The 13792-nt window shown below is 73.1% G+C and carries 14 protein-coding genes; 7 read left to right on the top strand and 7 right to left on the bottom strand.

What is annotated here, in order from left to right; translation table 11 throughout:
• Window positions 1–3 precede the first annotated feature (3 nt).
• Together AC0VYN_RS19125 and AC0VYN_RS19130 are read right to left on the bottom strand one after the other, a co-directional pair.
• Complete coding sequence (locus tag AC0VYN_RS19125; RefSeq protein ID WP_475536928.1) at window positions 4–636, bottom strand: response regulator; 633 nt, start codon at window positions 634–636, stop codon at window positions 4–6.
• On the bottom strand, window positions 636–1898 hold the full coding sequence (locus AC0VYN_RS19130; RefSeq protein ID WP_475536929.1) for a sensor histidine kinase: 1263 nt from the start codon (window positions 1896–1898) through the stop codon (window positions 636–638). Before AC0VYN_RS19130 ends, AC0VYN_RS19125 begins: the two co-directional genes overlap by 1 nt.
• Window positions 1899–2149: 251 nt before the next feature.
• Between AC0VYN_RS19130 and AC0VYN_RS19135 the strand changes: the two genes are divergently transcribed.
• From AC0VYN_RS19135 to AC0VYN_RS19145, 3 genes are all read left to right on the top strand, one after another.
• Window positions 2150–2857 (top strand): S1 family peptidase, encoded by a 708-nt coding sequence (locus AC0VYN_RS19135; RefSeq protein WP_475531902.1) that lies wholly within the window; start codon window positions 2150–2152, stop codon window positions 2855–2857.
• Window positions 2858–2991: 134 nt separating this feature from the next.
• Window positions 2992–3828, top strand: coding sequence for an ABC transporter ATP-binding protein (locus tag AC0VYN_RS19140; protein WP_475531903.1), 837 nt, complete (start codon window positions 2992–2994; stop codon window positions 3826–3828).
• A 227-nt stretch (window positions 3829–4055) separates the two neighbouring features.
• On the top strand, window positions 4056–5093 hold the full coding sequence (locus AC0VYN_RS19145) for a C40 family peptidase (RefSeq protein ID WP_475531904.1): 1038 nt from the start codon (window positions 4056–4058) through the stop codon (window positions 5091–5093).
• 52 nt (window positions 5094–5145) lie between these two features.
• Here the strand turns inward: AC0VYN_RS19145 and AC0VYN_RS19150 are convergent, their stop codons facing one another.
• On the bottom strand, window positions 5146–6798 hold the full coding sequence (locus tag AC0VYN_RS19150; protein ID WP_475531905.1) for a TlrC/CarA/OleB/SrmB family ABC-F type ribosomal protection protein: 1653 nt from the start codon (window positions 6796–6798) through the stop codon (window positions 5146–5148).
• Window positions 6799–7254: 456 nt separating this feature from the next.
• Between AC0VYN_RS19150 and AC0VYN_RS19155 the strand changes: the two genes are divergently transcribed.
• Window positions 7255–8577: a serine/threonine-protein kinase gene (locus AC0VYN_RS19155; protein WP_475531906.1), complete on the top strand. Its 1323-nt coding sequence runs from the start codon at window positions 7255–7257 to the stop codon at window positions 8575–8577.
• A gap of 94 nt (window positions 8578–8671) precedes the next feature.
• Here the strand turns inward: AC0VYN_RS19155 and AC0VYN_RS19160 are convergent, their stop codons facing one another.
• On the bottom strand, window positions 8672–9151 hold the full coding sequence (locus AC0VYN_RS19160) for an ATP-binding protein (protein WP_475531907.1): 480 nt from the start codon (window positions 9149–9151) through the stop codon (window positions 8672–8674).
• Between the two features lie 168 nt (window positions 9152–9319).
• Between AC0VYN_RS19160 and AC0VYN_RS19165 the strand changes: the two genes are divergently transcribed.
• Window positions 9320–9697, top strand: coding sequence for an STAS domain-containing protein (locus tag AC0VYN_RS19165; protein ID WP_475531908.1), 378 nt, complete (start codon window positions 9320–9322; stop codon window positions 9695–9697).
• 32 nt (window positions 9698–9729) lie between these two features.
• Here the strand turns inward: AC0VYN_RS19165 and AC0VYN_RS19170 are convergent, their stop codons facing one another.
• The gene (locus tag AC0VYN_RS19170; protein ID WP_475536930.1) at window positions 9730–10251 is read right to left on the bottom strand and encodes a DUF6529 family protein; all 522 of its coding nucleotides are present in this window, start codon (window positions 10249–10251) and stop codon (window positions 9730–9732) included.
• A gap of 95 nt (window positions 10252–10346) precedes the next feature.
• The gene (locus tag AC0VYN_RS19175) at window positions 10347–10859 is read right to left on the bottom strand and encodes a COG4315 family predicted lipoprotein (RefSeq protein WP_475531909.1); all 513 of its coding nucleotides are present in this window, start codon (window positions 10857–10859) and stop codon (window positions 10347–10349) included.
• 357 nt (window positions 10860–11216) lie between these two features.
• On the opposite strand from AC0VYN_RS19175, the gene AC0VYN_RS19180 reads away from it, so the two are divergent.
• Window positions 11217–11537, top strand: coding sequence for a hypothetical protein (locus AC0VYN_RS19180; protein WP_475531910.1), 321 nt, complete (start codon window positions 11217–11219; stop codon window positions 11535–11537).
• Between the two features lie 203 nt (window positions 11538–11740).
• On the opposite strand, the gene AC0VYN_RS19185 is transcribed toward AC0VYN_RS19180, so the two are convergent.
• Window positions 11741–12499, bottom strand: coding sequence for a UbiA family prenyltransferase (locus AC0VYN_RS19185; protein ID WP_475531911.1), 759 nt, complete (start codon window positions 12497–12499; stop codon window positions 11741–11743).
• A 148-nt stretch (window positions 12500–12647) separates the two neighbouring features.
• Between AC0VYN_RS19185 and AC0VYN_RS19190 the strand changes: the two genes are divergently transcribed.
• Entirely contained in the window at window positions 12648–13784 is a 1137-nt protein-coding gene (locus AC0VYN_RS19190) for a type III polyketide synthase (RefSeq protein WP_475536931.1), read from the top strand.
• Window positions 13785–13792: the final 8 nt, after the last annotated feature.

Genomic DNA, 13792 nt, shown 5'->3' on the forward strand with positions numbered 1-13792 from the left:
GTCTCACGCCCGCAGAAACGCGAGGACCGCCAGGACCCTGCGGTGGGTCTCGTCGGCCGGAGGCAGGTCCAGCTTGGTCAGGATGTTCCCGATGTGCTTGCCCACGGCCGCCTCGGACACGACCAGGTCGCGGGCGATCGCCCCGTTGGACTTCCCCTCCGCGATCAGCGCCAGCACCTCCCGCTCGCGCGGGGTGAGCCGCTCCAGCGGGTCCCGGCGGCGGCGCAGCAACTGCCGTACGACCTCGGGGTCGACGACCGTGCCGCCGGACGCGACCTCGGAGAGCGCCTCGACGAACTCCTCGACCTGGCCGACGCGGTCCTTCAGCAGGTAGCCGACGCCGGTTCCGTCGCCGGAGTCCAGCAGTTCGGCGGCGTAGGCGCGTTGTACGTACTGGCTGAGGACCAGCACGGGCAGCGTGGGCCGCTTCTCCCGCAGCCGCACCGCGGCGTGCAGGCCCTCGTCCTGGAAGCCGGGGGGCATGCGGACGTCCGTGACGACGGCGTCGGGCGCGTGCTCCTCGACGGCGGCGACGAGTGCCTCCGCGTCGCCGACGGCCGCGACGACCTGGTGCCCGCAGCGGTCGAGCAGGGCGATGAGCCCGTCCCGCAACAGCACACTGTCCTCGGCCAGCACTACGCGCAGCGCTCGGTCCACTCGCACGGCATCTCCACACGCAACAGGGTCGGTCCGCCCGGCGGGCTGGACAGGGAGAGTCTGCCATCGAGCACCGAGACCCGGTCGGCGAGCCCGGTCAGCCCGCTGCCCTCCCCCGCCCGGGCGCCGCCCCGCCCGTCGTCCCCTATCTCGAGGAGCAGCCGCACGCCGCGGTACCGGCCGCGCACCTCGGCCCGGCTCGCCCCGCTGTGCCGGGCGACGTTGGCGAGGGCCTCGCACACCACGAAGTAGGCCGCCGCCTCCACGGCCTGCGGCAGCCGTCCGGGCAGCTCCAGGTCAAGGTCGACCGGGACGGCGGACCGGTCTGCGGCGTCGGCGACGGCGGCCTCGAGGCCGTAGTCGGCGAGGACCTTGGGGTGGATGCCGTGGATGAGTTCGCGCAGCTCCTCCAGGGCAAGGTCCGCCTCCCGGTGGGCCTTGGCGAGCTGGTCGGCGAGGGGGCCGGGCGGGACGTCCAGGCGGGCCAGGCCCAAAGTCATGGTCAGCGCGACCAGGCGTTGCTGGGCCCCGTCGTGCAGGTCGCGTTCGATGCGGCGGCGTTCCGCCTCGAAGGCGTCCACCAACCGCACGCGGGAACGCGTCAGTTCGACCACCTTCGCCTGCGGTCCGCCGCCGCGCGGGGCGATCAGCAGGCGGGTCAGCTCGGCGCGTGCGCCGGCCGCCGCGCCCAGGACGTAGGCGCCCAGCGCCAGCAGGACCAGCCCGAGCAGGGCGACCGCGCAGGCGGCCGGCCAGGTGGTGACCGTCCACTGCTTGAGCACCTTCGCCTCCTCGCCGTCGCCGGCCGTGGCCATGAGCAGCGGTGTCGCGGCCATGGAGAGGGGGAAGAGCAGCGCCACGGTGACGACGAGGGCGTCGAGGGGCCACAGCAGTACCGCGAGCAGCAGGGCGTGGCCGAGCTCCTGCCAGGTCGCCTGCTCCCGCAGCCGCGTCGTCAGCCAGGCCCGCGCTCCTCCGCCGGCGGACGGGCGGTGCGGGCCGGGCGCGGGTTCGGTGTCGACCAGGCGCAGCCGGCGGCGCTCGACACGGGCCACGGGGAGGCCGGCGAGGGCGGTGAGCAGCAACAGTGGCAGGCCCACCAGGACGAGGGTGAGGGCGGCGCCGAGCACGGCCGCGGTCACGATGCCCACGAGGGCGGCGACGCCCGCCGGTACACCGGTGAGCAGGTATCCGGCCGAGCGCCACGGCCACGGGGACAGCAGGAAACCGGGGCGCGACATGGCCTGCCGCACATTGCGAGGATGCATGCGGCTCACCGTAGGAGGTCCGCCCCGGCGGCGGCCATCGGCCCAGGGGGTGGGACGGGGGTAGTGCCTGCCCCACCCCGCGGCCGCGTCCCCCCGCCAACTCCCCTGGCATAACGGCGTGTTATGGAAATCCGGGAGTGGCGGTGCCGGCACCCCGGCCGAAATGCTGGACCGCACCCACACCCATCACTCGCCGCGACGCGTGCCGTCGGAATCGAGGAGCCTTGCGCATCACCAGAGTCGTCCCCGCCGTCCTGCTGTCCGTCCTCGCCCTCGCGCCGAGCGCCTCCGCCGCGGAGCAGCGGCCCGGCACCGGCGGCCCCCAGCCGATCATCGGCGGCGGGTACGCACAGAACGCCCCCTGGGCGGCCCGCCTGTTCTCCAACGGCGCCGAGACCTGTACCTCGACCATCATCTCCGCCAACTGGATACTGACGGCCAAGCACTGCGTCGGGGGCGGCGGGCTGGCCTTCCGCATCGGCAGCCTCGACCAGCGGACCGGCGGAACGGTCGCCAACGACGTCCAGACCATTACCCATCCCTCGGCCGACCTGGCGCTGGTCCGGCTCGACCGCTCCGTGGCGGCCACCTACGCGCGCCTCGGCCAGCCGGGCACGGTGCGGGTGGGCCAGACCGTGCAGGTCTACGGCTGGGGCGCCACCTCCCGGTGCGGCTCGGAGATCAACTGCCAGTCCCCGTCCCTCAAGGTGGCCAACGTCAGTGTGACCAGCGGCTGCAGTGACGCCTACTACGGTTCGGCCATCTGCGCGCGGCCCGTCGACGGCATCACCGCGGGCGGCGACTCCGGTGGACCGATGATGGCCGGCGGCGTACAGGTCGGCGTCGCCTCTACCAGCGACCGGCAGACCACGACGGCGTACACGAACGTGACCGCCTACCGCTCGTGGATCCAGTCCGTGGCGGGCGTCTGACCGCTCCCCCGGCTGTCCCTCCTTCCGCGCCCGCCGGTCGCCGCGCGTCCAGGAAACGGACGCCCCGACAAGAGCGTGCTGGGATGCATCTACCGTGCGCGGTGGACGTGGTGCCGCGAGCGGAGGAGCTCCTGATGGCCGGGCAGACAACGCAGACCCAGGTGGACGGTCGCGGGGCGGCCGTACTCCTCCTCGAGGACGTGAGCGTACGCCGCCACACGACTGACCAGCTGATTCTGGACGGCATCGACTGGACCGTCCGGCCCGGGGAGCACTGGGCCCTGCTGGGGGCCAACGGGGCCGGGAAGACCACCCTGCTGCGGCTCCTCGGAGCCCTGATGCACCCCACGTGCGGAAGCGTGGAGGTCCTGGGCAGCCGGCTCGGCCGGGTGGACGTGCGGGAGCTGAGGACCCGCATCGGCCACGTCACCTCGGCCCAGCGGGTGCCGCAGGACCTGCACGCCCACACGGTCGTGCTCACCGGCCACGGCGGCACGGTGCAGCCGCTGTGGCGGACGTACGACGACGAGGTACGGCTCCGCGCCCACGACCTGCTGGCCGAGCTGGGCGTCAAGGAGCTGGCGGACCGGCCGTACGGCGTCTGCTCCGGCGGACAGCGGGCACGCGTCCTGATCGCCAGGGCACTGATGGCCGACCCGGCGCTGCTGCTCCTGGACGAGCCGTTCAACGCCCTGGACCTGCCGTCCCGCGAGGACCTGGTGGAGGCGATGCACCAGCTGGCCGAGAGCCGCCCGCACCTGGCCACCGTGACGGTCACCCACCACCTGGAGGAACTGTTCCCTGCGGTCAGCCACGCCCTGCTGCTGCGCGAGGGCCGGATCCTGTCCCGGGGGCCGGTGGACGCGGTGCTGACGGATCCCCTGCTGACCGCCTGCTTCGGCCGCGACATCACGGTCACCCGGCGCGGCGGCCGCTGGTCGGCCTACTCGGGCCGCCGTACCCACGCCTAGGAGGCGCTGCCGAGCCTGTCCAGCCGGCCGTCGGCTTGGTAGGCCCTGGCGGCGGCGACGTGCTGGTCCGATGGCACCGCACCCCGTCAAAGGGCTACTTCTGCCGGTGGTTCTGCATGGTCCACCCCCACGCGCTCGTGGTCCACTCGCCAGAGGCCGGGGGCGACACCGGCTTCCTCTCCTCGCCTCTGCAGGACCACGCCGCTCGTGAACAGGAGTCCGTTCTCGTGACGTCCCATCGTCGACCCAAGCAGCCGAGCCGCACACGCGTGAGCGTGCTGACCACGGCAGCCGCCGCTGCCGTCGCCCTGAGCGCGAACACCGCCGACGCCGCACCCGGTCAGAAGCTCGGCAAGGACGAGGTCAAGGCGAAGGTCGACAAGCTCTACGTGCAGGCGGAGCAGGCCACGGAGAAGTACAACGGGGCCAACGAGAAGCAGCGGAAGCTGCAGAAGGAGGTCTCCGCCCTCCAGGACGGCGTCGCCCGCGGCCAGCAGGAACTGAACACGCTGCGCGACGGACTGGGCTCACTGGCCGCCGCCCAGTACCGCTCCGGAGGCATCGACCCCTCGGTGCAGCTCCTCCTCTCGTCGGACCCGGACGACTTCCTCACCAAGGCGTCCACGCTCGACCAGTTGAGCAGCCAGCAGGTCGACGCCCTGAAGAAGATCCAGGGCAAGCAGCGGGCACTCGCCCAGGAGCGCGCCGAGGCCACCGAGAAGCTCGAGGATCTCGCCACCACCCGCACCGAGCTGGGCAACAGGAAGAAGGAAGTCCAGAGCAAGCTCGCCGAGGCGCAGAAGCTGCTCAACACCCTGACCGCGAAGGAGAAGGCCGCCCTCGCCGCCGAGCAGCAGCGCGCCGACCGCACCTCCGCCGAGCAGGCCGGAATCGGTCATCACGCCCCCGCGTCCGGCCGGGCCGGCGCCGCTTTCGCCGCCGCCCAGAGCCAGATCGGCAAGCCCTACATCCGCGGCGCCACCGGTCCCTCCTCGTACGACTGCTCGGGCCTGACCTCCTGGGCCTACGCCCAGGCCGACGTCCACATACCGCGCACCTCCGAGGCCCAGTCGGGCATCGGGACCCGCCTCACCCGAAGTCAGCTCCAGGTCGGCGACCTGGTCTTCTTCTTCAACGACCTGCATCACGTGGGCCTGTACGCGGGCAACGGCCAGATCCTGCACGCCCCTCGCACCGGCACGGTCGTGCGGTACGAGTCGATGGACACCATCGGCGGACCGTTCATGTTCGGCGTCCGCGTCTGACCCGACGGGCCACCGGCCGGAGCGTCGCTCCACGACCCGGCGTACGCCGAGTTCACTCCACCCGGGCTCCCGCGGTCTCCGGCAGTGCCAGATGATCGCCCTGGAACCGCGCCCGCAGCGCGCGGTCGTGGGTGACCAGCACGATCGCCCCCGGGTATCCGATCAGTGCCTCCTCCAGTTCCTCGACCAGCGCCGGTGACAGGTGGTTCGTCGGCTCGTCGAACAGCAGGAGGTCGGCGGGGTCCGAGACCAGTCGAGCCACGTCCACGCGGCGGCGCTGACCGGACGACAGTTCGCCCATGCGCAGCCGCAGTTCCGCGGGGCGGAAGAGGCCGAGGGCGAGCAGGGCGTCGGCGTGCTCGTCTGCGGAGCCCACACGGCCCAGGCCGAACGCCTCGGTCACCGTCAGGTCCGGCGGCCACGGCGTCTCGTCCTGGCGCAGATGGCCCACCCGGCCGGGCACCCGCACCGAGCCCTCGTCCGGCCGCAGCTCACCGGCGAGCAGCTTCAGCAGCGTCGTCTTGCCGGCTCCGTTGGGGCCGGTGACCAGAAGCCTGCCGGTGCGGCCGAGGGTGAGGGAGCACAGGCGCAGGCGGTTCCCTGCCCGTACGTCCGACAGCTGGGCGGCGGGAAGCTCCGCGGAGGCGGTTTCGGTGCCTCTTCCCGCGACGGCCCCCGTCGTCGCCACGCGCGCCGTGAAGGCCAGCGGGTCCGGCGGCGGTGCCACCGGGCTCGCGGTCAGCCGCTCGACCCGCTCGCGGGCGTTGCGGATACGGGCCATCGCGCCGTGTGCCCGGCCGCGGGCCCGGAAGCCGCCATGGCCGAAGTTGGCCAGCGGCGCCTTGCGGGGGATCGTGTCGAGGCGGGCAGCCTGGCCGGCGGCCAACCGCTCGTTGCGCGCGAGTTCGGACCCCCACGCCTCGTACTCCTGGAGCCGTCGGCGGCGTTCCGCCGCCTTCGCCGTACGGTAGCCGGTGTAGCCGTCGCCGTAGCGGGTGACCTTTCCCCCCTCGGCCTCCAGGACCGTGCTGGTCAGGCGTTCCAGGAAGACGCGGTCGTGGGTGACCGCGAGCACCGTGCCGTGGTGCGCCCGCAGCTGTGCCTCCAGCCACTCCACGGCCTGATCGTCCAGGTCGTTGGTCGGCTCGTCCAGAAGGAGCAGCTCGGGGCGGCCCGCGAGGACGGCGGCCAGGGCGAGACGGGAGCGCTCGCCGCCGGAGAGGGTGCCGAGTCGGCGCTCACGGCGAAGAGCCGGCAGGCCGAGGTGGTGCAGCGCGATGTCCACCCGGTGGTCGGCGTGGTAGCCGCCCCGGTCCTCGTAGCGTCCGAGGAGCATTCCGTACGCGGCGAGCGCGGCCGGGTCCTCACCGTCGCCGAGCGCCTGCTCGGCCCGGTGGAGCTCGGCCTCCAGAGAACGCAGGTCCGCGAGGGCCAGGTCGACGGCGTCTTGGACGGTGGCGGTCGGGGGCAGGAGGGTGGTCTGGGGCAGGTAGCCGATTCCGCCGGCGGCGGTCACGGTCGCCTCGCCGCTGTCCGGGCGCTCCTGACCTGCGACAAGCCTGAGGAGCGTGGACTTGCCGGCGCCGTTGTCACCAATCAGCCCGGCCTTCTCCCCCGGCTTCAGCGTGAAGGAGACCTGGTCCAGAACGGTGCGGCCGGGGTAGCGCTTGGTGACGTGGTCGAGCGTGAGTTGTGAGGTGTGCAAGATCGGATCCCTCCTGGCCACGCGGGCTTCGGCCCGGGCCGGATCGGGGTGGACGGCTGCACGGCGAGGCGCGGCGAGGCGGAGCACTGCTCTACGCGGTCGGCGCCGGTGATCTCACAGGGAACCCATGAGCAGGACGGTACGCCACGAAGCGCGGTTAGACAAGACGATACGTCTCGCCTTATTCGGCGCACGTCCGAACGGGCCTCCAGGTGTCGGCTCCGGCGCCGGCGGGGCGTCGCCGACTTCGTCCGGATGCCTGCCGCGTCCTCGGGGTACCCGCCTCACAGCACGGACCAGGACAGGCCCGGTACGCGGTGACAGCAAACGGAGAATCAGATGAAGGCCCGCCGATCAGAAGCCCCGTCGACTGCCGCCCCGGCTCCGCCGGATCAGCGGTGTGCCGACGTCCTGTCCGGCCGGTACCGACTGGGCGCGAGGATCGGATCGGGTGGCATGGCCGACGTGTACGAGGGCGTCGACACGCGTCTTCGCCGGCCCGTGGCGATCAAGGTCTTCCGGCCGGGCCCCGACCCACTGATCGAGGACCGTCTTGCCGCGGAGGCCGTCCTTCTCGCCCGCCTGCAACACCCCGGTCTGGTCACCGTCTACGACACCGGCCGTCATGACGACCGCAGCTACCTGGTCATGCAACTGGTCGAAGGTCCCACACTGCGCGATGTCCTGGCGCGCGGGACGCTGCCCCATCGACGGGTGACCGACCTGGGCAGCGCCCTCGCACAGGCGCTCGCCCATGTGCACCGGGCCGGGATCGTGCACCGCGACGTCAAACCGTCGAACGTCCTGCTCGACGCGGCCGGCGAACCCCACCTGGCCGACTTCGGCATCGCGGAACTGGCGAACGCCACGCGCCACTCCTCGCCCGACGTGCTGACCGGCACCGCCGCCTACCTCGCGCCCGAGCAGGTCGAGGGAAGGGGTGTCGGAACCTCCGCGGACATCTACGCGCTCGGCCTCGTCCTGTTGGAGTGCCTGAAGGGAGAACTGGAGTACCAGGGCACCCCGTTGGAGGCGGCGATCGCCCGCCTGCACCGCCCGCCCGTGATCCCTGCCTGCCTCCCACCGGACCTGACGGCCCTCCTGCGGGCCATGACCGCCCAGGATCCCGAGGTGCGCCCGAGCGCCGAGCGGTGTGCGCGAGCTCTCGCCGCCCTGGACGCCGGACGGCCCTCGCACTCGTCGCCTCTCGCGGCGACCGCACCGGTCTCCGCCCACCGCGAAGCGGACGAGTCCGTACGGACGCACAAGGTGGCGACCGCCCGGCCCGTCCTCGCGGGTACCGCCCGGCACAGCCGCCGCCTGGCGGCGGGGACCGCCGTAGCGGCACTCTCCGTGGCCCTGGGGGCGACCCTTGCCGTCGCCCCGGGCACCAGTGGAGACAACGACGACCGCGCCGAATCGGTCTCGACCCCCGTGCGCACCCCCTCCGGCACGGCGACGTCCGGAAGCAGGCCCAGCGCGGACCCGTCGACCGCCTCTCGCGCCGAACCGTCCAGGACCGGTACATCCCGTCCGGCCGCTGCCCCGACCGGATCCCACGCCGAGCCCGTCTCGCGGACCCTGGACCCGGCCGGCCCGGCACCGGACCTACAGCGCGGCACCGGACCCGGGGACTCGGCGCCGCACCACCCCCGGAACACGAACGCCCACACCCGCGACACGAACGCCCACACCCGCAACGCTCCGCACGGCACCCCGAAGGTGCCCGCGAACGCCAACAAGGCCCCGCACCCCCCGGTACGGAAGGGGCACGGCTGAGGGCAGTGGGCGCGGCGGGCCGGAACCCCGGCGAAGGGCGCCGATACGACGGCAGTGCCCGCCGGCCGCCCCCGGCGCGGGTGCCTTTTCCGCCTTACTGAGGTGAGCGGCCGGCGACGGCGCCGCCGGGGTCGTCGGCCAGGGCGAGGCGGACGGTGACGCGCTTGCCGACCGGCTCGCGCTGGACTTCGAAGCCCTGGGCGACGGCCATCACGATCTCCAGGCCGTGCTGGCCGACCCGGCCGGCGTTCCCGGCCCGGGCGATGGGCAGGGCCGGGTCGGAGTCCCACACCTCGACCTCGACCACGTCGCCGAGGATGCGCAGATCGAGCAGCACCGGGCCCGGAGCGCACTTGCGGGCGTTGGTGACCAGCTCGCTGACCACCAGTTGCGTGAGCTCCATCGCGCGCTGGGAGACGGGCAGGCCGTGTTCGGCCTGGACCCGGCTCAGGAAGTCGGCGGCCAAGTGGCGCGCCTGAGCGATGACCGCGCCGTCCCCGTCCAGGGCCATCGTGGTGTGCATGCTCTGCCCGCCGGGCGTGGTGCCGTCCTCGCCCACGGGCATGGAGTCCATTCGAGACGCATTCATTACCCCGTTCACGACCCCCGCCTACCCGCGTCCGCGTGATCGACTCCTGCCGATGCCCTGTCGGCTCGGTCACACCTTCCAGGCACCTGGAATCAGCCGGTGGCCGCGGGGTGGCGAGTCGAGGCGGGGTCCTGATGTGCCAAGATCACCGACATGGTTGAGGAAGAAGTACCGGGCACGGAACACGTCGCACTGCCGGGTCAGTTGTCCGTCGTGGCCACCGTCACGGACGGCATCGACGTGCTGACCCCGGCCGGGGAGATCGACCACCACACCGGCGACGCCCTGCGCCGGTCCCTCGACCTGAGCGGCACGCCCCGCCCCCGCGTCGTGGTGGACATGCGGCAGGTGACCTTCATGGACTCCAGCGGCATCAACATCCTCATCGGCGCCCACCAGGCACTCACGCGGGCCGGCGGCTGGCTGCGCCTGGCCACCGTCGGCCCCTCCGTGATGCGCACCCTGGAGCTCGTCGGCGTCGACACCCTCATCGACATCCGTGAGACCCGCGAGCAGGCGCTCAGCGGCTGAAGCGGCCGGGCTCGTTCCGCCGGGGCCTTTCGCTACAGACCGGGAACGGCGGATCCGTTGAGGGCCCAGAGCGCGGCGGAGTACCACAGCACGCCGATGGCGCAGAACAGGGCGCTTCCGGCGACCGGGAGCGTCCAGCCGGGGAGGTGCCGGCTGTGCACCACCAGCACCTTGGCGACGAAGGCCCCGTACAGCGCGCAGCCGGCGACCGAGTGCAGGAAGACCCGGGTGCTGGTGGTTTCCACACCGTAGGTGTTGACGCAGTGGAAGGCGATGGGCACCGACAGCAGGAAGGCCGCCCAGCCCGTCACGCGGTGCGCGGTGGGGACGCCGCGTGACGCGGCGGTGAGGCCGGGGAGCCGCCCGTACATCCACAGGGCGAGCAGGAGCTGGACGACCGCCAGGCCGAACAGGGCCGTGCCCAGGCGGGCCTTGAGCATGACCGCGTCGGCACCCTGGGCACCGAAGAGGTTCGTCGTGTACTGGGGGCTGTGGTGCCGGCCGGTCACCCAGATCGCCACCGCCGTGGCCAGTGACAGGGCCGCGCCGAGCACGACAGCGGCGACCCGCGCCGGAGCGTTGCGGCGGCGGTCCCGGTGGCCGGTCCTCGTCGTCACGTCGGTCGCCCGTCCCTCCCTGTCGTCACCGTTCAGCTCTTGTCGACCTTGTTGCCGCCGGCGTCGAGTACGTACCACTCGGCGCCGAACTGCTTGAGGCCCTGACCGTTCGGGTCGCCGGGCTTGGAGTCTCCCGCGTACCGGTAGAGCGGGTGCCCGTGGTAGGTGGCCTGCGCCGTGCCGTCGGACCGCTTCGACGTGCCCGCCTGACCGGACTTCGCCGAGCCGCCGGCCGACGGCGTCCCGGACGTCAGCAGCGGCGGCCAGGCCGTGGCGCACGCCCCGTTGCAGGTGGAGGTCGTCGACTTGTCAGCCTCGAACAGGTACAGGGTGCGCCCCTGTCCGTCGACCAGGATGGTGCCGAGCGAGCCGGCCGAGGCGGTCTTCACCACCGCCCGCGGAACGGCCGTCGCGTTGCTCGGGGCCGTGCTCGACGGCGTCGAGTACGAGGACCCACCACCGTCGCCGCCGTCGGAACATCCACTCGACGCGGCGATCGTCACGAACGCGGCCGACACCATGACGGCCAGGCGGAAACGCCTCATCTCAGCTCCACTGTGCGTAAGGCCCGATGTCCGGGGGCCGATGAACGCATGCTCACCGGTCCGCGCGCTCGCCACGGGCCGCAAGGCCCGTGGCCGTCCCGGGATTCACCGGGATGGCGGCGGACAACGCCCTGCTCCCCCCGAGCCCTGTGACACTGCCGTGCGGCAAGGCGCCCACATTGCCGGACCCCGGCAAGGAGCCGCACCCGCCGTCTGCCGTTTTGCGCAGATGACGCTTCGCACCCCGGCGGCCATCATGATCAACCGGGGCGGACCCTGGGGGCTGAAGTTCGTACGAGGCGAAGAGCGAGGCGCGGATGCCGGGGATCCGGACCGATCCGGAGCGAGGCCGCCCTGGTGATCGGGGTCTGCTGGGCGGTCAGCGTGCTGGGCCACAGCGTGACCGCGGCCCTCGACGAGCCTCTCCTGCCCGTCGCTCCCCTCATCGGCGCCGGGCTCGTGCGGTGGTTCCGGACGCGCCGCCACTCCTGGCCGGCGGCCGTCGCGGCCGGCCTCGCAGGAGCCGTGGTGCTGTTCGGGCTCGTCGACGTACTGCGGCCGGAGCTGAACCGCTACGTCGCGGACGCGCTGGCCACTGGGGCCGCGGCGACCTCCGCCGTGGCCGCGCTCGTCCTGGTGGAACGCATGAGGGGACGCCGTCATGCGACCGCACGGTGACCCGCCGCCGGGCCGGGCTCCGTCCGATGTCCCGGCGTGAATCCTGCGCGCCGCTCCGTCCCGTGACACGACGCCACCCTGACCGGCAGCCTGCTCATGGTGGCCGGCATCGTCGTGATCGGCGTGAGTCGGCGCACCGCCGGCCGCGGGCACGGCACCTGAACACCCTGAGTCGCGGGGCGGTACCGAAGGGCCGGGGACGGTCAGGCAAGGTCCGGCCCCCGCAGCAGGAGCTGCGTCAGGGCGATGCCCGCCACCACGATCGCCGCCCGAAACGGCCACCGGCTCCGGACGTCCCACGGCACAGCTGTACCCGCGACCGCGACGGCCCCCGCCGTGACCGCCAGTGCCCCGCCCGGCCCGCCCACCGCGCCGGGCGGGCCCGCGACCAGTACGCCCACGGCCATCAGCATCACGACCGGGGCCAGCCACCGGCAGGTTCCGCGGCCCAGCCGCTGCGGCAGACCGCGCACACCGGTTCCGAGATCGTCCTCGATGTCCGGGAGCACGTTGACCAGGTGCGCACCCACGCCCAGCAGCGCCCCGGCCGTCACCGCCCACCAGGCGGGCCAGGACGGTGACGGAAGACCGAGGGTGACGAAGGCCGGCAACGCCCCGAAGCCCACGGCGTAGGGCAGCGGTGAGAGCACCGTGCGCTTGAGCACCAGGTTGTATCCCCAGCCCATGGCCACCATGCCCAGGTGCGCCGTTCCGGCGGCGGCGCCGCTCAGCAGCGACAGCGGCACGCACAGCCCCAGCGCGGTCCCGGCCGCGACAGCCGCCGCCCGAGGCGCGAGTTCACCGGTGGCCAGCGGCTTGTCGCGGCGTCCGCACACCGTGTCGCGGCGGGCGTCGACCGCGTCGTTGCACCAGCCGACCGAGAGCTGGCCCGCCAGCACGGCCGCGGCCACCGCCGCGGACCCCGCCGCCCCGCGGCCCGCCGCCACGGCGAGCGCGGTCATGAACACCGTCACCGCGACCGCCGGTTCCAGGTGGCAGCAGCGCAACAGCACCGGAACGCGGCGTGTCGCGGACGTAAGGGTTCCGGGTGCGTGTAGAGACACACAGGGACGTTAAGGGAGAATCCGGCAAGAGAAGGGCATGACCGGCATGCGTGTCACTGCGATCGTCGACGACGCCCTCCCCCTGCCCGCCACGTCGTCCCGCCCGGCTCCCCCGGGCACGGCGACCTCGGTCACCGCGATCCGCACCGCGCTGCCGCCGAACCGGTACGCCCAGGAGGACCTCACCGAGGCCATCGGTGATCTGTGCCTGCCCCCCGGTGCCGACCGCGCCCTGTTGCGCCGCCTCCACGCGTCGGCAGGTGTGCGCACACGCCATCTGGCCCTGCCGATCGAGCGGTACACCGACCTCGGCGACTTCGGGCGGAGCAACGACGCGTGGCTGGCCGCCGGACTCGAACTGGGCGAGGAAGCCCTCGCCGGCGCACTGCGGGACGCCGGGCTCGGACCGGCCGACGTGGATCTGCTGGTGTGCACCTCCATCACCGGCATCGCCGCTCCGTCGCTCGACGCCCGGCTGGCCGGGCGCCTGGGACTGCGGCCCGACGTCAAGAGGCTCCCGGTGTTCGGCCTGGGGTGCGTGGCCGGCGCGGCCGGACTCGCACGGCTGCACGACTACCTGCGAGGCCACCCGGGCGACACCGCCGTACTCCTCAGCATCGAACTGTGCTCACTGACCCTCCAGCGGCGCGACGCCTCACGCGCCAACCTCGTCGCCGGCGCCCTGTTCGGCGACGGCGCCGCGGCGCTCGTGGCACGCGGCGATGGCGGCGCCGGGCCGGACGGGGCCGGGCCCCTGGTGGTCGCGACACGCAGCCGCCTGTATCCGGACACCGAACGACTCCTGGGGTGGGACATCGGCCCCACCGGGTTCCGTGTCGTGATCGACGCCGGTGTCCCCGACATCGTGCGGGACCACTTGGGCCGGCACCTGCGCGCGTTCCTGGCCGAGCACGGTCTCACCACGGACGACATCGGGAGCTGGGTGTGCCACCCGGGAGGCCCCAAGGTGCTCTCCACCGTGGCCGACACCCTCGGCCTGCCCGGCGGCGCCCTGAACACCGCCTGGCACTCGCTCGCAACGGTGGGAAACATGTCCTCCGCCTCCGTGCTCCACATCCTGGGGGAGACCTGGGAGTCCCACCGCCCCGAGCCCGGCACGTGGGGCCTGCTCCTGGCGATGGGGCCGGGGTTCTGTTCCGAAGTCGTCCTGCTGCGCTGGTGAGTGACCTC

The organism is Streptomyces sp. 63XJN7_1_ISO-PGPR-S23-121, from assembly GCF_056173025.1.

Coding starts and splice junctions, on each gene's coding strand:
- AC0VYN_RS19130 (WP_475536929.1), bottom strand. CDS start 1,898: ATGTCGCGCCCCGGTTTCCTGCTGTCCCCGTGGCCGTGGCGCTCGGCC.
- AC0VYN_RS19165 (WP_475531908.1), top strand. CDS start 9,320: ATGGTTGAGGAAGAAGTACCGGGCACGGAACACGTCGCACTGCCGGGT.
- AC0VYN_RS19160 (WP_475531907.1), bottom strand. CDS start 9,151: ATGGACTCCATGCCCGTGGGCGAGGACGGCACCACGCCCGGCGGGCAG.
- AC0VYN_RS19185 (WP_475531911.1), bottom strand. CDS start 12,499: ATGACCGCGCTCGCCGTGGCGGCGGGCCGCGGGGCGGCGGGGTCCGCG.
- AC0VYN_RS19190 (WP_475536931.1), top strand. CDS start 12,648: ATGCGTGTCACTGCGATCGTCGACGACGCCCTCCCCCTGCCCGCCACG.
- AC0VYN_RS19175 (WP_475531909.1), bottom strand. CDS start 10,859: ATGAGGCGTTTCCGCCTGGCCGTCATGGTGTCGGCCGCGTTCGTGACG.
- AC0VYN_RS19140 (WP_475531903.1), top strand. CDS start 2,992: ATGGCCGGGCAGACAACGCAGACCCAGGTGGACGGTCGCGGGGCGGCC.
- AC0VYN_RS19155 (WP_475531906.1), top strand. CDS start 7,255: ATGGCCGACGTGTACGAGGGCGTCGACACGCGTCTTCGCCGGCCCGTG.